The organism is Segatella intestinalis, from assembly GCF_029348455.1.
Taxonomy (GTDB): Bacteria; Bacteroidota; Bacteroidia; order Bacteroidales; family Bacteroidaceae; genus Prevotella.
In genome coordinates this window covers 1-21339 of the sequence record NZ_JARJVV010000012.1, presented here as the reverse complement: position 1 = coordinate 21339, position 21339 = coordinate 1, and the positions used below count along the sequence as shown (strand labels likewise).

The 21339-nt window shown below is 49.1% G+C and carries 17 protein-coding genes; 13 read left to right on the top strand and 4 right to left on the bottom strand.

Annotated features, from left to right (window positions below):
- Window positions 1-191: 191 nt before the first annotated feature.
- Together leuB and P3T48_RS09225 are read left to right on the top strand one after the other, a co-directional pair.
- Window positions 192-1253 carry a 3-isopropylmalate dehydrogenase gene (gene leuB / locus P3T48_RS09230; RefSeq protein WP_158464286.1) on the top strand — a complete coding sequence of 354 codons (1062 nt, stop codon included), beginning with the start codon at window positions 192-194 and terminating at the stop codon, window positions 1251-1253.
- On the top strand, window positions 1253-1954 hold the full coding sequence (locus P3T48_RS09225) for a tetratricopeptide repeat protein (RefSeq protein ID WP_443217183.1): 702 nt from the start codon (window positions 1253-1255) through the stop codon (window positions 1952-1954). The genes leuB and P3T48_RS09225 overlap by 1 nt, the downstream gene beginning before the upstream one ends.
- 142 nt (window positions 1955-2096) lie before the next feature.
- On the opposite strand, the gene P3T48_RS09220 is transcribed toward P3T48_RS09225, so the two are convergent.
- Window positions 2097-3560 carry an aminoacyl-histidine dipeptidase gene (locus P3T48_RS09220; RefSeq protein ID WP_276506503.1) on the bottom strand — a complete coding sequence of 488 codons (1464 nt, stop codon included), beginning with the start codon at window positions 3558-3560 and terminating at the stop codon, window positions 2097-2099.
- A gap of 87 nt (window positions 3561-3647) precedes the next feature.
- Here P3T48_RS09220 and P3T48_RS09215 point away from each other — a divergent pair, with 87 nt between their 5' ends.
- The 5 genes from P3T48_RS09215 (at window position 3648) to P3T48_RS09195 (ending at window position 7991) form a co-directional block, all read left to right on the top strand.
- Complete coding sequence (locus P3T48_RS09215; RefSeq protein ID WP_022251408.1) at window positions 3648-3842, top strand: hypothetical protein; 195 nt, start codon at window positions 3648-3650, stop codon at window positions 3840-3842.
- Between the two features lie 90 nt (window positions 3843-3932).
- Window positions 3933-4544 carry an OmpH/Skp family outer membrane protein gene (locus P3T48_RS09210; protein WP_276506502.1) on the top strand — a complete coding sequence of 204 codons (612 nt, stop codon included), beginning with the start codon at window positions 3933-3935 and terminating at the stop codon, window positions 4542-4544.
- A 130-nt stretch (window positions 4545-4674) separates the two neighbouring features.
- On the top strand, window positions 4675-5322 hold the full coding sequence (gene nth, locus P3T48_RS09205; protein WP_276506501.1) for an endonuclease III: 648 nt from the start codon (window positions 4675-4677) through the stop codon (window positions 5320-5322).
- A 13-nt stretch (window positions 5323-5335) separates the two neighbouring features.
- Window positions 5336-6049, top strand: coding sequence for a DUF2461 domain-containing protein (locus P3T48_RS09200; RefSeq protein WP_276506500.1), 714 nt, complete (start codon window positions 5336-5338; stop codon window positions 6047-6049).
- Window positions 6050-6098: 49 nt separating this feature from the next.
- Window positions 6099-7991 carry a TlpA family protein disulfide reductase gene (locus P3T48_RS09195; protein ID WP_276506498.1) on the top strand — a complete coding sequence of 631 codons (1893 nt, stop codon included), beginning with the start codon at window positions 6099-6101 and terminating at the stop codon, window positions 7989-7991.
- Between the two features lie 290 nt (window positions 7992-8281).
- On the opposite strand, the gene P3T48_RS09190 is transcribed toward P3T48_RS09195, so the two are convergent.
- The 3 genes from P3T48_RS09190 to P3T48_RS09180 form a co-directional block, all read right to left on the bottom strand.
- Window positions 8282-9178, bottom strand: coding sequence for a GYF domain-containing protein (locus P3T48_RS09190; RefSeq protein WP_276506497.1), 897 nt, complete (start codon window positions 9176-9178; stop codon window positions 8282-8284).
- A gap of 56 nt (window positions 9179-9234) precedes the next feature.
- Entirely contained in the window at window positions 9235-10434 is a 1200-nt protein-coding gene (locus tag P3T48_RS09185) for a clostripain-related cysteine peptidase (protein WP_158464292.1), read from the bottom strand.
- Window positions 10435-10569: 135 nt separating this feature from the next.
- Window positions 10570-13251, bottom strand: coding sequence for a valine--tRNA ligase (locus P3T48_RS09180; protein WP_158464293.1), 2682 nt, complete (start codon window positions 13249-13251; stop codon window positions 10570-10572).
- Between the two features lie 626 nt (window positions 13252-13877).
- Here P3T48_RS09180 and mazG point away from each other — a divergent pair.
- The 6 genes from mazG (at window position 13878) to P3T48_RS09150 (ending at window position 21042) form a co-directional block, all read left to right on the top strand.
- Complete coding sequence (gene mazG, locus P3T48_RS09175; RefSeq protein WP_276506496.1) at window positions 13878-14759, top strand: nucleoside triphosphate pyrophosphohydrolase; 882 nt, start codon at window positions 13878-13880, stop codon at window positions 14757-14759.
- A gap of 25 nt (window positions 14760-14784) precedes the next feature.
- Complete coding sequence (locus P3T48_RS09170; protein ID WP_158463294.1) at window positions 14785-15342, top strand: lipocalin-like domain-containing protein; 558 nt, start codon at window positions 14785-14787, stop codon at window positions 15340-15342.
- A 21-nt stretch (window positions 15343-15363) separates the two neighbouring features.
- Window positions 15364-16281, top strand: coding sequence for a ribonuclease Z (locus tag P3T48_RS09165; RefSeq protein WP_276506495.1), 918 nt, complete (start codon window positions 15364-15366; stop codon window positions 16279-16281).
- Window positions 16282-16625: 344 nt separating this feature from the next.
- Entirely contained in the window at window positions 16626-17177 is a 552-nt protein-coding gene (locus P3T48_RS09160) for an RNA polymerase sigma factor (protein WP_276506494.1), read from the top strand.
- Complete coding sequence (locus P3T48_RS09155; RefSeq protein ID WP_276506493.1) at window positions 17164-18546, top strand: outer membrane beta-barrel protein; 1383 nt, start codon at window positions 17164-17166, stop codon at window positions 18544-18546. Before P3T48_RS09160 ends, P3T48_RS09155 begins: the two co-directional genes overlap by 14 nt.
- A gap of 180 nt (window positions 18547-18726) precedes the next feature.
- Window positions 18727-21042, top strand: coding sequence for a TonB-dependent receptor domain-containing protein (locus tag P3T48_RS09150; protein WP_276506492.1), 2316 nt, complete (start codon window positions 18727-18729; stop codon window positions 21040-21042).
- Window positions 21043-21339: the final 297 nt, after the last annotated feature.

Genomic DNA, 21339 nt, shown 5'->3' with positions numbered 1-21339 from the left:
GAAGATTACAGAATTATCTCCGAAGATTATGCAAACATCTCCGAAGGTTTCTATTCAACAGCACGCCCTGAAGGGGCAGAAGCTCTTAGCCCAGGGCAACACCCTGGGTATAAGATAGCATTTTAGCAATGCGCCCTGTAAGGGCAAAAGCTTTAATCATTCAAAAAATAAACAATAAAAAATCAAATAAGATGAAATTAAACATTGCAGTTCTCGCCGGTGATGGCATCGGACCAGAGATTATGAAGCAGGGCGTAGCAGTAATGCAGGCCATTGCAGAGAAGTTCAACCATGAGTTTACTTACAATGAGGCTATCTGCGGTGCTCATGCTATCGACGAGGTAGGCGATCCATTCCCAGAGGCTACCTTCAAAACCTGTATGGATGCTGATGCTGTACTCTTCGCAGCTGTTGGTGATCCACGTTTCGACAACAACCCTACAGCCAAGGTACGTCCTGAGCAGGGCTTGCTCGCCATGCGTAAGAAGTTGGGTCTTTTCGCTAATGTCCGCCCGGTAGCAACCTTCGACTGCCTGCTCCACAAGTCTCCATTGAAGGATGAACTCTTGAAGGGTGCCGACTTCGTTGTTATCCGTGAGTTGACTGGTGGTATGTACTTTGGTGAGAAGTATCAGGACAATGACAAGGCTTACGATACTGATATCTACACCCGTCCTGAGATTGAGCGCATCCTGAAGGTGGCTTTCGAGTTCGCCATGAAGCGCAACAAGCACCTCACCGTAGTCGACAAGGCCAACGTATTGGCATCTTCTCGTCTCTGGCGTCAGATTGCCAAGGAGATGGAGCCACAGTATCCTGAGGTAAACACCGACTATATGTTCATCGACAACGCTTCTATGCGTGTGTTGACAGAGCCTACCTTCTTCGATGTCATCGTTACAGAGAACACCTTCGGTGATATCCTTACCGATGAGACTTCTTGCATCACCGGTTCTATGGGCTTGCAGCCATCCAGCTCGTTAGGCGAGCACACTCCACTCTTTGAGCCTGTACACGGCTCATGGCCACAGGCAGCTGGCAAGAACCTGGCTAACCCTGTAGCTCAGATTCTTTCTGCAGCCATGTTGCTCGAGCACTTCGGTTTGAACGAGGAGGGTGCTTTGATCCGCAAGGCAGTAGATGCTTCTCTCGATGCCAATGTCCGCACTCCTGAGATTCAGGTTGAGGGCGGTGCTCACTATGGCACAACAGAGGTTGGCGAGTGGATCGTTAACTGGATAAAGAACGCATAATGAGAGGTCACCGTCCTTTTGTGCTTGCTGCTATGCTTGCCCTGTTGCTTGGCGGCAGAGGCGAGGCGTTGGCTCAGCAGGGAGGTGCAGCCTTGCGCGACTCCTTGGCACATGCCACAGATGTTCTGGCGTATCATCCTGACAGTGTAGACCTGCGCCTGAAAAAGGCTGCATGGAACATACAGTTGGAGCAATGGAACTATGCCAAGGATGAGCTCGACAAGGTGCTCTTCCTCAATCAGACCAACATTGCGGGACTTTTCTACCGGGCTTTTGTCAACGAGAAACTGAAGCGTTACAACTTTGCGCGTCTCGACTATCAGAACCTTCTTGTTTTGGTACCTGGCAACTTCCAGGCACAGTTGGGACTGGCGCTTCTCAACGAGAAAAACCAACATCTCACCGAGGCTTACGATGGCATCAACAGTCTGATAGAGCAATATCCCGACAGCGCTGTAGCTTATGCAGCCCGTGGTGGAATGGAGAAAGAGAGGGGCATGCTCGACCTGGCGGTTTATGACTATGGCGAGGCAATGCGCCTCGACAGTACCTGTCAGGACTATGTGGTCAATCATGCCGACTTGCTCATCAGCTTAGGTCGCAAGAGCGAGGCATACGATGACCTTCGCCGTTTGCAGAAGATGGGTGTCAAGTCAGGACAGTTGCAGGATTTCTTTGCACGTTTGCGGCGGAAGAAGTAGCGGCACATTTCATAAGCATTTTAAAACTTCCAAGTTTATACGCATAAAAAAAGGAGATTTTCCATATACGGAAAATCTCCTTTTTTTATCGTATGTTTTTTTGCTGAACTCTAACTTTCCCATTTGCGAAAGTTGAGTCCTTTTACTTCTTGGGAAGGTTGCGGAGAACCTCCAGCAAGTGATCCCAAACCATCTGAACAGTAGGGATGAGCAGAGCCTCTTCAGGAGTATGTACATTGCGAAGGGTAGGACCGAAACTTACCATGTCGAGGTTGGGATATTTCTCAGAGAAGAGACCACACTCCAGACCGGCGTGAATTCCTTTTACCAAAGGTTCTTTGCCGAATAGTTTTTCGTAACTCTTGACTGTCAGGTCGGTCAGGGCGCTGTTGGCACGCATCTTCCATGCAGGATATTTGTCGCCTACACTTATCTTGGCACCAGCCAACTGGAAGGCAGCCTTCACCGTATTGGTCATATTGTCGAGGTTGCTCATCACATTGCTGCGCTGAGAAGCAACAATTTCGATGCTGTCCTCGGTAGTTGCCACACTTGCCACATTGCTCGAAGTCTCAACCATTTCGGCAATGGCCTCGTCCTGGCAGTGGGTGAGAGGCCCATTGTCAACAGCCTGCAGTGCCATGATGAATCTGTCAGCCACCTGGCTTTCGATAACGTCCATTGCATCAGTGCTCTCCATGCTGAAGTGCATGCTCTGCTCCGTAACATGGAACTCGTCTTCCACCTCAGAGGCAAAGATGTTCCAGTCAGCACGAACCTGCTCTTTGGCCTCGTTCTTTACCGCAAACACAACCTGTCCGTCGCGAGGAATGGCGTTGTGCATCTTTCCGCTGTTGAAGCTTGCCAAGAGGATGCCATCTTCTTGTTTCTCCATTTCCATATAGAGGAAACGGGCCAGAATCTTGATGGCATTGGCGCGCTTCTTGTCGATATCGTCACCCGAGTGGCCTCCGTTCAGCCCCTTGATATTCAATTTGAGGAAGAAATATCCGGCAGGAGCCTTCTCGCGAGAGAAGTCGAAGGTGGCATGGATCGTCTGTCCACCGGCACAAGAAACGAAGATAAGTCCTTCGTCCTCTGAGTCGAGGTTGATGAGCATGTTGCCTTTCATGAAACCAGCCTCCATGCCGTGTGCACCAGTAAGTCCTGTTTCTTCGTCACGTGTGAAGACACACTCCACAGGTCCGTGCTCGATGTCATCAGAGTCGAGGATAGCCAGCTCAATGGCGCAGCCTATTCCGTCGTCGGCGCCTAAGGTAGTGCCCTTGGCTTTCATCCATTCTCCGTCCACGTAGGTCTGTATGGCATCCTTGGTGAAGTCAACGTCTACATCCACCAGCTTGTCGCACACCATGTCCATGTGGCTCTGCAGGATAATCGTCTCTCGGTCCTCATAGCCAGGAGTGGCGGGTTTGCGGATAATCACGTTGCCGGTTTTGTCGACAACAGTCTCCAAGTTGTGGCTTTTACCAAACTCTTTCAGGTACTCAATCATCTGTTCCTCGTGCTTTGATGGACGTGGAATCTGATTGATTTTAGCAAACTGCTCGAAAACACGAGCAGGTTTCAAATCATTTTTAGTCATTTTATGTATTTTTATTTTGAACTTTGCTTGAAAAATATTACCTTTGCATCCAAATGTGCAATCTAATGCACTGCAAAAGTAATAAAAATGATAAAGATATTGCTATTTAGCGTGTTAATAATTGCTATATCTGTAGCTTTATTATCCGTGAAGTTGATTTTTCGCAAGAACGGCAAGTTCTCCTCGCAGCATGTCCACGACAATCCTGGACTTCGCAAGCAGGGTATTCATTGTGTGGTAGACCAGGACCGCGAGGCACGACAAGCGGGAAAGGCCTATTGAGGAAGTGAAGAGTGAAGAACGAAGACGGATTCTCTCTTTAATAAATCTTATGTAAGATATAAAATAATAAAAAACTAAAATAACAAGAAAATGAAAAAGAACATTTTTGGCTTCATGGCTATCGCAGCAGTTGCTGCCTTGTCATTGGCATCATGCAACAAGTCGCAGCCACAGGTTGAGGCTAAGTCTGAGAGCAAGGCTCCTGCTGAGTTGAAGATTGCGTATGTAGAGGTCGACTCTATCATGACACAGTATACATTTGCCAAAGAGTATTCTGCTCTCTTGGAGAAGAAGGGTCAGAACATTCAGGCTACACTTGCACAGAAGCAGCAGAACTTGCAGGCAGCAGCTGCCAACTTCCAGCAGAAGATTCAGCAGAATGCACTCACACGCGAGCAGGCAGAGGCTATACAGGCTGGTTTGCAGAAGCAGAGCAACGACGTGCAGGGTTTGCAGCAGCGTCTGAGCAACGAGTTTGCTGCCGAGCAGGCAAAGTACAACAATGCTCTCCACGACAGTATTGCTCACTATCTGGCTGCCTACAACAAGGACAAGAAGTACAGCATCATCTTGTCTAAGAGTGGCGATAACCTTCTTTATGCCGACAAGGCTTACGATATCACTAACGAGGTGATCAATGGCTTGAACAAGGCTTACAAGGGCAAGTTGAAGAGCGAGACTGCTGCACCTGCTAAGAAATAATCCTTCGGATGTAAGTCTTAAAACACGTACAATAACGATTCTATTTTTTATAGAGAAATTTTTACTGATAGCCATACAGCTCCTTTCTGGTTTGCTGTATGGCTATATATATAATAAGGTGTAAAGAACAATGCTTCGCAAAGAAAGATACGAATACGTGTTGGATCATTTCCGACAGGAGATGCCCCGTGTCACTACCGAGTTGGAGTTTGGCAGTGCTTTCCAGTTGCTGGTAGCTACCTTGCTGTCGGCTCAGTGTACCGACAAGCGCATCAACATGGTTACGCCAGCTCTTTTTGCCCGTTATCCTGATGCCCGTTCCATGGCAGCGGCTACGGTGGATGAAGTGTACGAACTCATTCGTTCGGTGAGTTATCCCAATGCCAAGGCGAAGCATCTCGTAGAGATGTCGTGTCAGTTGGTAGAGCGGTTCAATGGCGAGGTGCCAGAGTCGGCTGCCGACTTGACGAGCCTTGCCGGAGTAGGGCGCAAGACCGCCAATGTGATTCGTGCCGTGTGGTTTGGCAAGGCCACCATGGCAGTAGATACGCATGTCTATCGTGTCAGCCATCGCATGGGGTTGGTGCCTGCCACGGCCGACAGTCCGCGAAAGGTGGAAGACTATCTGATGGCTAACATTCCTGAAGCCGATATTCCCAACGCGCACCATTGGCTCCTGTTGCATGGCCGCTATATATGTAAGAGTGCCAAACCGCTATGCGAGCAGTGCTTCTTTAACGAGCATTGTCCCAAACGTCTGAAAAACAGTAAACTATAGCAATACATATAAGATGAATGCCAAGAAGATCAATCATTTTTTGCAGGATGTGGCTGCTCACAACAACCGTGAGTGGTTCCAGGAACACAAGGCAGAGTATCTGGCAGCCAAGTCTGATTTCGAGGAAGGCATCAGGAAGGCCATTGCGCACTATGCCGGTTTCGATGACGAAATAGCCCACTTGCAGGTGAAAGACTGTACGTATCGTTTCTATCGTGACATACGTTTTTCTTCCGATAAGTCGCCCTATAAGCGCCATTTCGGAGCCTACATTTGTGCTCACGGCAAGAAGTCGCTTCGTGGTGGCTACTATATTCATGTAGAGCCTGGTCATTGCCTTTTGGCAGTCGGTGCCTACTGTCTACCTACGAATATCCTTACCTCGTGCCGCAACGAGATTATGGGTAACATTGACGAATGGCGACGTGCTGTGGAGAATGGCAGGTTTGTCAATACCTTCGGTTATCCTGGTGAGGGCGTATGGAAGGATGATGACGAGATAAGCGACAAAGGTTTCGGAGTCAATATGTTGAAGAAAGCTCCCAAGGATTTTCCCAAGGATTATGAGTTTCTCGACTATCTGAAGATGAAGGACTACTGTGCCTGGGTCCGTGTGCCCGATGATTTCTTTGCCGATGAAGCTTGGCTCAGCAAGTCGGCAGACATCTTCCGTGTGGCAAAGCCCATGATGGATTTCGTCAATTCTGTGATTGATGACTATGAATAGCTCAGCTATTCCTTTTTTGAGGGAAAAAGAATTCAAATATACACATTAAATGAAAACAATGCATTTCAGTCAGAAAGCCTTATCGCTTGTTGTCTTTCTGATGTTGGTCGTTTCTTCAGCGGCACAAGCCAAACGAGTTGTTGAGCGTCCTTACTTCTTCGCCTCCAACAATCATAAATTAGAAATCGAGCGTGTGACACTCGACAAGAAAGCTACAGTTCTTGACGTAAAAATCTATCAGGCCAGTGGCAAGGTTAGTATCGATTCCCATGCCGTTCTTGCAGCCAATGGTGCGACGTATGCTTATCTGGGTAGTCCGCAGTTGCCTAAAGGTGTTTTTGTGAAAGTGCCTGAATGTGGGTACGTTTCTGCTACTTTGCGTTTTAAGCCAATGCCCGAGACCACGACGGAGTTTGATTTCCGTGAAGTATCCGACAACTCTGGTTGGAACATTTACGGAGTGCGCCTCGACGGCAGACGGCCACAGGCTGACATTCCGCAGCACTTGTTACAGCAAGCATTTGACAAAAAGGTAGAATTGCCATCTACTGATCTCAACCTTGGCAAGACTGTTGTGAATGTGCGCTTGTTAGGGTATAAACCTGAATACGGTACCACACTTGATGTTCTCGTGGAAAATTGGTTCTCACCACAGCGTATGCCGTTCGACCACGATTCTATCAGCGTGGATGGAACATGCAGCATAAGTGCCAATGCTATTTTACCGAAAATAGCAACCATTCGGGTTAACCGAATGGAGATTCCGTTTCTTGCAGTGCCTCACGATACGACTACTGTAATTATTGACCTCACGACACAGGCACTTGCCGCTACACATCTCTTTGCAGATGATGCAAGCGTCAAGAAATATGTTTGGTTTGAAGGAAAATATGCTGCTGTCGATACAGAGTTGCAGAGTGTAAAGGAAAATCTTGATGTCTATGGCAAAACTTTCTTTGATGACATTTGTGGTATGACACCATTGCAATATCGTGATTATGTGCAGAAGGTTTATGAGCAAAAACTACATGCTATTGATGCTGATGCAACCATCAGCGTTGCCACCCGAACTTTGGCGCATAGTTATCTTTCCATGAATTATGCTTCGGCATTGTTTGGCTTTAAGAACAATATAGCCATGGCTCCCATGGTTGTAGGCAAGAAAGGAGTACGACGTGCCGACCTGAGTGTTGACACATTGTCGTATTTTAAAACATTGGAGCAACTCCCAATCCTTCGTTCTAAGAATCAGCGTTATTATTCTTTTCTTGCAGACTTTACGTCAAGTTTCTGTCGCCAATATATGGCGGCTGACCCATTGTTGGATGATATAGCTGTCGGAAAGCGTCTCAGCCGTTCTTTAGGACGCAAGCATCTTCTCACCGAACAGCAGATGGCGGCAGCTCGCGATAGTATTGCCAATGATATGGTGAGGGAATTGCTTTTTGCCGACAATGAAGACTTGAAGTCTCAGCAAAAGTCTTCCGACGAAAAAATGGCTGCGATGATAAAGACAGCCAATTCCAGTTCTGTATACAGCATTATAGACATAGACCCCAAGATGTCTGCCAAACAGATTTTTCCCTCAATCATAAATAAGTATAAAGGCAAAACTCTGCTCCTTGATTTCTGGAACACGTGGTGTATGCCATGCAGGGCTGCCATGTCGGCCATTCGTCCTTTGAAAGAACAGCTCACCGATGTGGTGTATGTTTATATTGCAGATGCTTCATCGCCTGTTGGCAAATGGGGCGAGATGATAAAGACGATAAGTGGTGTGCATGTGCGGTTGACAGAGGAGCAGGCTGATGCTCTTAGTGACCTATATCATTTCTCAGGTATTCCTACTTATTTTGTTGTAAACAAGGAAGGAAAGATTACTTATCAGACGACAAGTTTTCCTGGAGTAGATAAGTTGAGAGAGGTGTTGAAGTCTGAATAACATAAATGTGAAACTTCAGGAGGAATTTCTCTTTTGAAAAACGCAAGTGCTTTCATTGATTATTGAAAGCACCTGCGTTTAAGCTCGAAGCCTATTTCGTTTTAGGACGGAGCCTATTGCGTTTAATATCGAAGCCTATTTCGTTTTTATGAGTTTCGTGACAGCAGTTATGTGCTTAATGGAGATAAAAAAAGCCCTGCCCCGCAAAGGGGGTAGGGCTTTGTTATGATATTGCCGCCTGTGTGCGTTGTTGCCTGTATATGTGTTGCCACTTCGTGGAGGGAGGCCTGTTAGAACAAGCTGAGGATCTTATCTACTATCTTGTCGATATTAGAGGAGTCGTTGAGTTCTTCCAACTTTTCGTTGAGTTTGGCTTCCACCTTTTTGCTGACCTTGTCGGACAGTTTGTCAATAGCCTCGTTGGTCTTGTTTTCGAGCTGTGACTGCAGGTTGGTGTTGTCTGAAGAGTTGTTTGCCGACTGATTGTCATCAGCATTTTCAGATGAGTCGTTGCTGTTGAGCAGTTCTACATTTTCCATTGCCTTGATGGCATCATCGGCATTGATGGTGTATACCTTGCCCAGGATTCCGAAGCTTACGTTGTGACTTTTGCCATTGAAGCTGACGGTGCCTTTCGAGAAGATGATGTAGTTGTGGTACTCGAAAAGCTGGTCGAAGGCAACATCTATCATGTTGTTCGAGATCATCTTGGCAAACGAGCGCAGGCCATCGGCGAAGATGAAGTCGTCACTGATGTTTGTAGCCTTGTCTATCACCTTGCCGACTTCCTCCTTTACGGCTTGCTTATGAGTGTCTCTGCCGGGGTTGGTGAATGCCAGGATGAGCAGAATCCCAACCAAGAGTCCTACGAAGAATTTCCAGTAAGATTTCTTTTTCTTAGGCTTCTTGTCGCTGTCCTTCCCGTTCTCATTTTCCTCTGTTTCTGCTGCAGGCTGACTCATATCTTCCGCCTGATTGGCTGTAGGAGGAACAGGAGGCATTGCAGTTCCTGTTTGCTGACTGCCTTCGGCGAGAATGTATTTCAGTTCGGCTATTTTCCAGGCTGGAGTCCAGTCTGCCATACCTTCTTTCCATACCAAAGTCTCAGGTTTGATATGTTTTTCTGCCAGCTGGGCTATGCTGAATGGTCCGGCTTGCTTTCCGTTTTCTACGATGAAGTATTCCATTGTTTCTGTCTGTTTATTTTTGTTTTTCTTTAACTTCCTCCTAACTTCTTTGCTCTTCACTCTCCCTCATGCGTCGCTTTCCACCATTTGGTCTGTTTTTTGGTTCTGAGAGCCACGGGATGCGAACTGGGGTCGCTGATGGTAAGACCCGAGAAGTCTTTGACGGTGATGGTTGTCGCATTGATGTTGCTGTACACTTCTGCGGTGCTTTGTGCGGCTTTTACCGTGGCTTTCAGCTGAGTGGCAAACTGATCCTTCATCGAGGCGTTGGGCTTCAGACTGTCTACATAGTTGCCCAAGTCGTAATACAGGTTGGGGGTGTATCCGTCTTCTGTCTGCACGCCAGCCAGGCGTTCTGTGGTGATGGTGTACTTGCTGTTCAGTTCCTTCATGATGGCAGCCAACTTGTCCATCTGTCGGCAGTCGATGGCAGCAAGGCTTGCGTATGGGGTAGAGGTGCTGTTGTAATGAGAGTAGTACGACGAGATGATGCTTGCGTAGTTGGGAGTTGTCGTGTTGAGATAGCTCCAGATATCCTCGTAGGGCAGTCCCTTTGCCATAATCTCATTGGGCGAAGCCAAGAGGAAGTTGGTGGCATCCTTCAGCTCGTAAGCCGTCTCCACATTACTCATATAGCAGGCATCGAAGAGGATGTACTGCATCTTGATGCCGTTGGTCTCGATGGCTTGTGCCAGCGATGATACGTTGATGGCATAGGTGTTGTCGAGTCCGCCAAAAGAGCGGGTCTTGAGTGCAGCTTTTCTCTTGGCCTGGTTGGGATAGTCGGTCCAGTCGGAAATGTTGTTCCATCCTGTTCCGTGTCCTCCGATTATCAGGGCATAGTTGAGTGCCTCTGCTTGCTGTTTCACCTCACCGATGATGTCTGTCAGTCCTTCCGTAGTGGTGTAGGCAGTGCCGGTATAGTTTTCCAGCATCTGATGCTCTACAGTAAAGGTGCTTGAGTTGTAAGTCAGCTCAAAGAGCGAACTCTCTGTGGCAGATGTGCTCATAAACACAAATACCCTTGTGCTTTTTAGTCCCTTGTTCTTCTTGATGGCATTCTCTATCTGGTTCAGGTTGTTGACCATATCGCTGTAGAGTCCTGCCGAGTTTTCGGTTCCCGACCATGGATACATGATGAGCAAGGTCTGCTTGTTGACGCTGTCGATGTCGAAAGCCTCGTCGTTGCAGCCCGTCAGTCCCATCAGGGCGAAGGATACATATATAAATAAGGTGAAAAGCTTCTTTCTTGTCATGATACGAAAAATGTTAAATGTTAAGTGTTAAATGTTAAGTCGTGGCGCCCTTGTAAAGTCTTGTTCTTAAGATGGCAAGAGCAGCCTCGTCTAACACTTAACATTCAACATTTAACATTGAAAAAAAATAGTCTGTTACTTCTTCTTGAGTTCTTCGATAGTAGCCTTGAGGGCTGCGATCTTCTCTACAGAGTCGCTTTCTTTCTTGCGCTCAAGAGCCACCACCTTCTCAGGAGCGTGAGCCACGAAGTTCTCGTTGCTGAGCTTCTTGCGCACACCCATCAGGAAGCCTTCAAGGTGCTTGAGCTGTGCCTCAGCCTTCTCTATCTCGGCAGCCACGTCGATAAGGTCGCCCAATGGTACGGCAAACTCGTCGGTACCTACCATGAAACTGGATGCGTCGGCGCTCTTCTCGGTGATGACCTCAATCTTGTCGAGGTTGGCCATCTTCAGAGTTACGTCGTTGTAAGCCTCGAAGTCGTTCTTGCCCACTGCCTGGAGTGAGAGCTGCTCCTTCTGAGCGATGTTCTTCTGGTTGCGAACGGTACGGACACCGGCGATAATCTGCTTCACAGCCTCGATGTCGGCTGCCAACTTCTGCTCCTCGGCTGTAGGTGCAGGAATCTCCAACTTCTCGCGCATGATGCTCTCGCCCTCCTTGCGGTCGTAGATGTGCTGCCACAACTCCTCGGTGATGAATGGCATGAATGGGTGCAGCATCTTCAGCAGTGCGTCGAAGAAACGCAGGGTAGCGTCGTAGCTCTTCTGGTCGATAGGCTGACCGTAGGCTGGCTTCACCATCTCCAAGTACCAAGATGAGAACTCATCCCAGAACAACTTATATACAGTCATCAAAGCCTCAGAGATACGGTAGTCCTTAAACTGCTTCTGCATCTCCTCGTTCACCTCCTTGAGCTTGGCGTCAAACCATTTCACTGCGATTTCTGCGCTCTTAGGCTGTTCAATATCTGCTGTCTCCCAACCCTTAACGAGGCGGAAGGCGTTCCAAATCTTGTTGTTGAAGTTACGTCCCTGCTCGCAAAGGCTCTCGTCGAAGAGGATGTCATTGCCTGCAGGCGCAGAGAGCATCATACCCATGCGTACACCGTCGGCACCAAACTTATCGATCAGGTCTATAGGGTCAGGAGAGTTGCCGAGGCTCTTGCTCATCTTACGGCCGAGCTTGTCGCGAACGATACCTGTGAAGTACACGTGCTTGAAAGGCATCTTGCCACGATATTCGTAGCCAGCCATGATCATACGTGCCACCCAGAAGAAGATGATGTCCGGACCTGTTACGAGGTCGCTGGTGGGGTAGTAGTAGTTGATCTCCTCATTGTCTGGGTGCTCGATGCCGTCGAAGAGAGAGATAGGCCACAGCCATGAAGAGAACCATGTGTCGAGGCAGTCGCTCTCTTGTTCCAGGTCTTCGGCCTTGATGTTGGCGTTCTTCTCCTGTGCGAGCTTCAAAGCCTCCTCTGCGGTTTCAGCCACTACGAAGTCCTTCTTGCCCTCGTTGTCGAAGTAGTAGGCTGGTATGCGATGACCCCACCACAGCTGACGGCTGATACACCAGTCTTTGATATTCTCCAACCAGTGGCGATAGGTGTTCTTATATTTCTTGGGGTAGAACTCGATATCGTCGTCCATGACCGGTGCGAGGGCGATGTCGGCAAAGTGCTGCATCTTGAGGAACCACTGTGTAGAGAGCTTAGGCTCGATAGGCACATTGGTGCGCTCGGAGAAACCTACCTTATTATTATAGTCCTCTATCTTCTCCATGAGGCCAGCCTCCTGCAGGTCGGTAGAGATCTGCTTGCGCACGTCCATGCGGTCCATGCCCACATACATGCCGGCAGCCTCACTGATGGTTCCGTTGTCGTTGAAGATATCGATGGTTGCCAGTCCGTGCTTCAAGCCGAGTGCATGGTCGTTGATGTCGTGAGCTGGAGTCACCTTCAGACAACCTGTACCGAACTCGATGTCAACGTATGAGTCCTCGATGACAGGAATCTCACGGCCTACGAGAGGCACGATGACGTGCTTACCCTTCAGCCAGGTGTTCTTCTTGTCCTCTGGGTTGATACACATGGCTGTATCGCCCATGATGGTCTCAGGACGTGTGGTAGCCACTACAGCATAGTAGCCCTTCTCGTCCTTGTGCATCACGTTCTCCTCGTCCACCTGCTGGCAGTCTTGCTCCACTACATAATACTTCAGATGATAGAGCTTAGAGTGCTCGTCCTTGTAGATAACCTCCTCGTCGGAGAGCGCAGTCTGCGCCTTAGGATCCCAGTTCACCATGCGCACGCCGCGATAGATGAGTCCCTTCTGGTAGAGGTCGCAGAACACATGGATCACGGCACGCGAACGGGTCTCGTCCATAGTGAATGCTGTGCGGTCCCAGTCGCAGCTGGCACCCAAGCGACGCAACTGCTTGAGGATGATGCCGCCATGCTCGTGAGTCCAGTCCCATGCATGCTTGAGGAACTCCTCACGGGTGAGGTCGGTCTTCTTGATGCCCTGCTGAGCGAGGCGGTTCACCACCTTGGCCTCGGTAGCGATACTGGCATGGTCGGTACCTGGCACCCAGCATGCGTTCTTTCCCTCCATTCGTGCACGGCGCACAAGGATGTCCTGGATTGTATTGTTGAGCATGTGTCCCATGTGGAGCACACCTGTTACGTTAGGTGGTGGGATTACCACTGTATAGGGGTCACGACCGTCTGGCTTCGAGCTGAAGAGTTTGTTGTCGAGCCAGTACTGATACCATTTTCCTTCCACGTCTTGTGGATCGTACTTACTTGCTAATTCCATTTTTTATTATCTTTTGTTGTTTTTTCTTCAATAAAATCGGTGCAAAGTTACTAAATTCTGCCGAAATAAGCGAGGTCTTTACTTATTATTTTCCTTCATTTATGTTTTTCATCTTCATTTGGAGCTTTAAATTTGTAGAATACTTCTTTTATATGTTTTGTTCTATTCATAAGTCTTGGGATTTTTATGGATAGTAGTGATGAACGACAGGCCACTTTGCGCCACTTACGCCATTACGCCAAGTGGCACAAATATAGAAAAATATAGAAAAAACCGGTATTTATGGTACTTTTGGTACTGAAATGCCACATGGCACTTTGGCACAAGTGGCACAAACTTATGCTACTGGTTACTCTACATGACCTCTTCTCAGCCGAAGAGCGGACCTTGGTGTGTCTGGGGCGTAAGTACCATCTTTTCATCTGTTGGTATGTCACTTGGCAGTGCCAAGTATGATACTTATGCCCTGTAATGTCAGGCTGCAATATTTATTTCGTATGACGATATTTAAATACTGTGTACTCAAGTTAGAAGTTATTTATTACCAAAAAAACATGAAAATAACGATGGGTTTCCAAGAAAAGCATTATCTTTGCACTATAGTTTCATTAAAATAATATCAACAAGTGCATAGCAAGGAAGAAAAATTAGCCGCTTTCGAGAGATTGCTGGATGTGCAGGACCGCCTGCGCATACAATGTCCATGGGACAGGAAACAGACCTTCGAGAGTCTTCGACCCAATACCATTGAGGAGACTTTCGAGTTGTGTGACGCTCTGATGAAGCGCGACTATAAGAATATCAAGAAAGAGTTGGGCGATGTGCTCGAGCATGTGATGTTCTACAGCATCATAGGGCGTGAGGATGAGGAGTTCGACATCTGTGATGTCTGCAACCAGGAAGCCGACAAGCTCATGTTCCGCCATCCGTTCATCAACTGGCGTGAGGAGGGTAACTGGACGGTTGCCAACCCCGACATGTGTATCAACGAAGCAGGACAGGTGGTGTATAAGGAAACCCAGCAGGAGGAGCCCGATGACGCCTCACGTCCCTCTACCGCCTCGGCTGTGGAGAAGACCTGGGAACAGATTAAGCAGCAGGAGAAAGACGGCAACGAGCGGGTGCTGAGTGGAGTGCCCGATGCCTTGCCCTCGCTCATCAAGGCTTATCGCATACAGGACAAGGCACGCAACGTGGGCTTCGACTGGAAAGAGAAGGAGGATGTGTGGGACAAGGTGTACGAGGAACTGGAAGAGCTGAAGGCCGAACTGGCTAAGGGTGACAAGGAAAACTCCACCCGCGAGTTGGGCGATTTCCTCTTCTCTGTCATCAATGCCGCCCGACTGTATAAGCTCAATCCCGACAATGCTCTGGAGATGACCAACCAGAAGTTTATCCGCAGGTTCAACTATGTGGAAGACCATTCGGTGAAACAGGGTAAGAGTCTGAAAGACATGACCTTGGAGGAAATGGATAAACTATGGGATGAAGCTAAACGTCAAGAGTAAGGAGTTTAATATAATACATATAAAGATGAGACGATTATTCTTTTTTACAGTGGCTGTCGTGGGGCTGATGCTCATGGCAGGTTGCCACGACCGTAAGGCGGCAAAGGTAATGGGTATGAACGATTCTGTAGATGTGGAGGCGGACAACGATTCCACCATTTATGGCGTTTGTGGCGAAGGAACCTCCATGCACTCGCTGCAACTCATTGCTGACAATGGCGATACACTCGATGTCTTTGTTGACGACGAGGAACCGGGAGTGGTACAGGGCGGGCTCCTGGCTGGCGACCGCATAGCCCTGATAGCTTACAAGTCTGCCGACGGCGAGATGGTGGCGCAGCGCGTCATTAATCTTACCTCACTCTTGGGCAAGTGGACCAGTATAGACAAGAACTTCGAGATCGTGGAAGGTGGCGACATCGTCAACAACGTCAAGGCAGAGGTCAACCCCTGGACCTCGTGGAAAATCGTCAACGGCAAACTGCTGCTCAATACCGATACCTTCGCCATCGACAACCTGGGTCCCGACAGTCTGCTGCTCGAGAACCATAAAGGCATCTATGTATTCAAACGCCAGCAGTAGGAGAAGCTGGAGAGACAGATTATGGAACCATTCAGAATTCATATCTTAGGGTGCGGCAGCGCTTTGCCCACCCTCAAGCACAGTGCTTCCGCGCAGCTCATCGAGATGCGTGGCAAGTGCTTCATGATGGATTGTGGCGAGGGAGCACAGATGCAGTTCAGGCGCTCGCATGTCCACTTTGCCAAGGTGAGCGCCATCTTTATTTCTCATCTTCATGGCGACCATTGCTTTGGATTGTTAGGACTGCTCTCCACCTTTGGTATGTTGGGACGTACATCTCGGTTAAAGGTTTTCGCACCAGAGTGTTACGCCAGCCTGTTTGAGCAACAGATGAACTTCTTTATGCAGGGCATGACCTATGAAATAGAGTTTGTTCCCGTAGATACAACCCAGCAAAAAGTGGTTTACGAAGACCATTCTGTCACCGTAGAGACGGTGCCTTTGCGCCATCGTGTACCCTGCTGTGGCTACATCTTCCGTGAGAAGCCCACCTTGCCTCACATCCGTCGCGACATGATAGACTATTACGGTATTCCGCTCTCGCAGATCAACAACATCAAGAACGGCGCAGACTGGACGACACCCGAGGGCGACATCGTGCCCAACAGCAGGTTGGTGGAGCCAGCCGACGCACCCCGCAGTTATGCCTACTGCAGCGATACGTGCTATCTGCCCGATCTGTATGAAAGAGTAAAAGACGTGACGGTGCTCTATCACGAAAGCACCTATACCTCGGAGAATGAGGACCGTGCCAAGATCTATTATCACAGCACAGCGCGCCAGGCAGCCCTTGTCGCCCAGAAGGCCGGGGCAGGGCGCTTGTTGCTCGGTCATTACAGCGCCCGATACAACAATGAGAATGTGCTGCTCGAAGAGGCGAAGGCGGTCTTCCCGGAGAGTTATCTCTCGCAAGAGGGAATGGTGTTTGAGGTGAAGTAGTTCTCGGGAGTTCTCTCAGGAGTTAAGGAGATTTCAAAGGAGTTAAAGAAGTAAAAGGAGTTAAGGAGTTAAGACAAATGCTTTTGTGGACTTAAATTAACACTAAGTATTAACTCAAGTTTCGCTTGTGGTTCAAGCACGCCCTTTTTGGGCGTGTGGCGCTAACTTGCGAAAGTTGAAACATAATGTTTCCTCCAAGGCATTTGTCTTCACTCCTTAGCGACCGGAGGGAGCGATAACTCCTTAACTCCCTTAACTCCTTAAAAAAACTCCTGCAGAAAAAAGTTCATTTTTAGATGCAAGGTTTTTGTATCTCGTAGTTTAATAAATAAATTTAGGAGAATTTGGAATCAGAAAAGCAACTCCTCGACGACATTTTGAGTGGTAGTCGCGATGCGATGCATCGACTCTACGACCGCTACATCGGGTATGTGATGGCCGTAGGGCTCAGGTACGTACCCGACAGGGACGAGGTGCGCGATGTCGTACAGGACAGCTTTGTGAAGATCTTCTCCTCCATCTCCCGCTTCGAGTATCGGGGCGAGGGCTCGCTCAAGGGCTGGATGCTGCGTATTGTAGCCAACGAGGCCATCAGCTACGCCAAGGCAAAGACGAAGTTCGTATTTACCGATGAGGTGCCCGACGAACCCGAGGCCGACAGCCCTGATGTGGAACGTGTGCCGCCTGATGTGCTGACGCGGCTCATAGGCACGCTTCCCGATGGATACAGGCTCGTGCTCAATATGTATGTGTTTGAGCAGAAAAGCCACAAGGAGATAGCCGCTGAGTTGGGCATTAAGGAAAGCACCTCTGCATCTCAGTATCTGAGAGCCAAGAAACTGTTGGCAACGAGAATAAAAAACTATTTAAAGAATACGGAAAATGAACAAGACTGATTGGACAGACAAACTACGAGACAGGCTGGAGAACTATGAGGCTCCGGCCGGCGGTGACTTGTGGGCAGACATCGAGCAATCGCTTGTTCATCGCCCTGCCGTTCTTCGTCCTCTTGGTGCCAAGCCAGCCCGTCGCATGGGTTTGCGTTGGTGGGGAATGGCTGCAGCCTTGGCTGCCCTCGTGGTGGGAGGCAGTTATGTGTATTTACAGCAACCTCTTTCGCCTGCCGATACGGCAGTAGTGTCTTCTGTGATGAACCGTCAGGGGGCTTTGTCGTCTGGTAGTTCCAAGGATGATGCGCATGGCAATGCTGCTGAAAATCAAATAGCAGCCCTTGATGCAGATGCCAGTCTTTCTGCTGCTCAAAGCGGCCAACCTGTTCTGCTGGCAGATAATATACTGGACAACAGTCGTGCAGCCCGAAAGTCGCAAGGAAATGAGGCCTCAGAGCCCCTTCTTCTCTCAGCCGACGGAGTTGAAGAGCCTGTCTGCGACCTGTCGCCAGCATTGACAGAGCCTGCTGGCTCTGCTGCCCGTTCGGCTCAAGAGTCTTCGGCTTCCCGAGAGGCTTCTTCCGTCCGTTCCTCTTCATCATCAGAATCTTATCAGAAAAAGCATGCTGCTTTGTCTGGCAGTCAGACGAGAAAGTCTGTCCGTCCGGTGTCCCTTTCTACAGCTGATCCGCAGATTGTTGCAGCCAAGTCGGCCGCTTCCGAGGGCTGGTCGGTGAAACTCTATGCCGAGAATGGCATTCCTCGCAGTTACAGCAACGGCGAGTCTTCGGGCTCTTGGGTGATGAGCGACGCCATGATGGGACCTGCTGTCGACAACACACTGCAGTTTATGGTCGTCAAGCTCAACAACAAGGAGTCTCTTATCGACTCCAAGCATCATTTCCCCGTCTCGGTGGGTTTGCAGGTAGGTGTGCCACTTCTTCCACGTCTCTCGCTTACCACGGGCGTTGTCTATACACAGACCAGTTCTGATTTCACTTATCAGTATGGCTCCGGTCAGATGGTTGTCAACCAGTCGCTCCACTATGTAGGTATTCCTGTAGGACTTTCCTATGAGGTCTGGGGGATCAGCCGTTTGCATACCTATGTCAATGTAGGAGGTGAAGGGGCAGTAAATGTGAAAAACAAGACCTTGATGGATGGCAACCGTGAAGATGTGGGGCGCGACAAGATGCAATGGTCTGCCAATGCATCCTTGGGCATTCAGTTTGACGTGATTCCTCAGTTGGGCATTTATGCTGAGCCGGGTGCGAAGTATTATTTTGACAACGGCAGCCATATAGACAACGTGTTCAAGGACAAGAAACTGAACTTCAATTTCCAGTTTGGCTTGCGTTGGAACATCGGAAAGTAACGCTTCTTTGTGGGAATGTTTAATTCAACTTTCCCAATTGAGAAAGTTGAATTAAATATTAAACAAAGTTAAAACCTGGCATTTGCTGTTACATTTTGAGGCATAATAACGTTTATTAGGATGAAGACGTATTTAAGTAGGTCTAAAACATAAAATAATCATCCTAAAGAATTTGGAGAAATGGTAAAAGTTCTGGCAAGTATAGGCATGCTGCTGACCTATACTGCTGCAATTTCGGCAGCAAATACACCCCGTTGGGCAGACAATGGCACCAAGACAGCCCCCATAGAAGTGACCGACACGATGGCATACGACAGCATCAAGTGGTCGGAAAACCTGGACGCAGTGACCGTTGTTGCAAAGAAACCCCTGGTAAAGAGCGAGCTCGACAAAATGACCTACGATGTAGAGTCTGACCCCGAGGCACAGGCCAACAGCGTGTTGGAGATGCTACGCAAGGTGCCGATGGTGACAGTCGACGGGCAGGACAACATCATGGTGAACAACAGTTCGTCGTTCAAGGTCTATGTCAACGGCAAACCCAACAACATGATGTCGAACAATCCCTCCGAGGTGCTCAAGAACATGCCTGCCAACAGCGTGAAGAAGATAGAAATCATCACCAATCCCGGACCAAAGTATGATGCCGAGGGAGTGGGAGGCATCATTAATATCATCACCACAGGCAAGGGTATGGAGGGCTATTCGCTCACCGTAGGTACCAACTATAACACCCAGGGTCGCATAGGTGCCAACATGTTTGGCACCGTACAGAGTGGCAAGTTCACCGTCAGCGGACGCTACAGCTATACGCACAGCGATGCGAAGCGCTACTGGGGCGGCAACCGTCGCGAGGTGACCGGCGACATCGACGAGACATCAGCCAATGTGGAGAGCTATTCCACAAGCAATGGCTGGTACAACTACCATTCTGGCAGTTTCGAGGCCAGCTATGAGATCGACAGTCTGCGCCTCGTGTCAGCTTCGTTTGGCCTATGGGCTGGCGGAGGCCACACACCCAATGAGAAACAGGTAGTGGCAACATCGCCCCTCGACGAAAGTCCCCTTTACCATTATTCCAACTTCGACCGTTCCCGCAACAGATGGTCTTCCATAGACGGAGGCATCGACTATCAGCGCTCCTTTCCGGTGAAAGACCGCTTGCTCACCCTGTCTTACAAGATCAACAGCAACCCCAGCGATGACGAAGACGAATACGCGTATCATGACATAGACGGCGTGGCTGCATGGCAAGACTATCTGCACATGCTGAAAGACCAGCGCCACGAACAGGACGGCAATTCGTTGGAGCAGACCTTCCAAATAGACTATACCACGCCCTTTGCCAAGATACACACCTTGGAGGCAGGCCTGAAGTACATCATGCGCGACAACCACAGCAACGACGACCGCTACACCCGTGAGGCACTGAGTGCAGCCGACTACGCCTACGACGAAGCCAACAGCTCGCACTACAAGCACACCAATGACATCTTCGCAGGCTATCTGGGCTATGGAGTGAAATGGAAACTGCTGTCTGGTCGTCTCGGTCTGCGCTATGAGCACACCCTGCAAGACGTGAAGTACCGTTTAGGCCGTGGCGAAGACTTCTGCAAGAACTTCGACGACCTTGTGCCATCGGCAAGTTTCGGCGTGCGTGTGTCCGACTACGTCAATTTCAGCCTTGCCTACAACATGCGCATCTTCCGTCCAGGCATCTGGTATCTCAATCCTTATCTCGATGACAGCAATCCTGCTTCCCTCAGCCAGGGCAACAGCGACCTCGTGAGCGAGAAGAAGCATCAGATCACGTTGGGCTTCAACCTCAACACCAGCAAGCTGAGTCTGAACGTGAAGGCCGCTACGGCTTTTGTCAACAACAGCATCGAGGAAGTCACCTCACTCGTCGACGACCGCACCATCGCAGGGTTGAGCCATCCTACAGGCAAGCAGGTCATCTACACCACCTATGAGAACATCGGTAAGGTGAAGGCATCGGCTCTGAGTGCCTATGTCAGCTGGAACATCTTCAGCAAGACACGCGTCTACTCCAATCTGTATGGATTATACAGCGACTACTCCAATGGGCAGACCATGCGCAACCACGGATGGTTTGGCTACACGTTCACCGGCATCGAGCAAACGCTGCCCAAGAACTGGTTCATCTCGTTAGATTATTTCGGCCGTACGAAGAGTGTTTCCCTTCAGGGCAAGGGCAGTTCTTATTCCGACTATGGCATCACGGTCAAGAAGTCGTTCCTCAACAAGCGTCTCAACGTGAGCGTCTATGCGGGCAGTCTGTTTAATAAGTACACGCGCCAGGATGACGTGACCGAAAGCGCTAATTTCTGTCAGAGTTCCTGGTCGAAAACCAGCAGTCGCCGCTTCTACTTCTCTGTTACCTACCGCTTCGGTTCGCTCAAGGCGAGCGTGAAGAAGGCACAACGTGGCATCGAGAACGACGACGTGAAAAGTGGAGGGGGCAGCAAGGAATAACTTGCCTCCCAAGAAATATCAATTCTCTCTCTTTAATATTCCCAGGTATTGCCGGCAAGTGAGCCACATACCTGGGCTTTTTATGTTTATGAATCCCGGTTTCGGGGGATTTGTTCCTGGTCTTGGATATTCTGCCTTGGGGTGAGAAGAGGAACTTGTCGGTAATACACCCTCGCGCACACGCGCAGCCCGCGATCCCGTGTGTATAATATAATGAGAGTGGGGCAGGAAAGTCTCTTATTCTTCACCCCAACTGTTAAATAACTGTTAATTTCAAAACTTTTTCGTCGAAACTCT

What these genes read in the sequence shown, in the direction of transcription:
- leuB (WP_158464286.1), top strand. Translation starts at nt 192, where the DNA reads ATGAAATTAAACATTGCAGTTCTCGCCGGTGATGGCATCGGACCAGAG.
- P3T48_RS09225 (WP_443217183.1), top strand. Translation starts at nt 1,253, where the DNA reads ATGAGAGGTCACCGTCCTTTTGTGCTTGCTGCTATGCTTGCCCTGTTG.
- P3T48_RS09220 (WP_276506503.1), bottom strand. Translation starts at nt 3,560, where the DNA reads ATGACTAAAAATGATTTGAAACCTGCTCGTGTTTTCGAGCAGTTTGCT.
- P3T48_RS09215 (WP_022251408.1), top strand. Translation starts at nt 3,648, where the DNA reads ATGATAAAGATATTGCTATTTAGCGTGTTAATAATTGCTATATCTGTA.
- P3T48_RS09210 (WP_276506502.1), top strand. Translation starts at nt 3,933, where the DNA reads ATGAAAAAGAACATTTTTGGCTTCATGGCTATCGCAGCAGTTGCTGCC.
- nth (WP_276506501.1), top strand. Translation starts at nt 4,675, where the DNA reads ATGCTTCGCAAAGAAAGATACGAATACGTGTTGGATCATTTCCGACAG.
- P3T48_RS09200 (WP_276506500.1), top strand. Translation starts at nt 5,336, where the DNA reads ATGAATGCCAAGAAGATCAATCATTTTTTGCAGGATGTGGCTGCTCAC.
- P3T48_RS09195 (WP_276506498.1), top strand. Translation starts at nt 6,099, where the DNA reads ATGAAAACAATGCATTTCAGTCAGAAAGCCTTATCGCTTGTTGTCTTT.
- P3T48_RS09190 (WP_276506497.1), bottom strand. Translation starts at nt 9,178, where the DNA reads ATGGAATACTTCATCGTAGAAAACGGAAAGCAAGCCGGACCATTCAGC.
- P3T48_RS09185 (WP_158464292.1), bottom strand. Translation starts at nt 10,434, where the DNA reads ATGACAAGAAAGAAGCTTTTCACCTTATTTATATATGTATCCTTCGCC.
- P3T48_RS09180 (WP_158464293.1), bottom strand. Translation starts at nt 13,251, where the DNA reads ATGGAATTAGCAAGTAAGTACGATCCACAAGACGTGGAAGGAAAATGG.
- P3T48_RS09170 (WP_158463294.1), top strand. Translation starts at nt 14,785, where the DNA reads ATGAGACGATTATTCTTTTTTACAGTGGCTGTCGTGGGGCTGATGCTC.
- P3T48_RS09165 (WP_276506495.1), top strand. Translation starts at nt 15,364, where the DNA reads ATGGAACCATTCAGAATTCATATCTTAGGGTGCGGCAGCGCTTTGCCC.
- P3T48_RS09155 (WP_276506493.1), top strand. Translation starts at nt 17,164, where the DNA reads ATGAACAAGACTGATTGGACAGACAAACTACGAGACAGGCTGGAGAAC.
- P3T48_RS09150 (WP_276506492.1), top strand. Translation starts at nt 18,727, where the DNA reads ATGGTAAAAGTTCTGGCAAGTATAGGCATGCTGCTGACCTATACTGCT.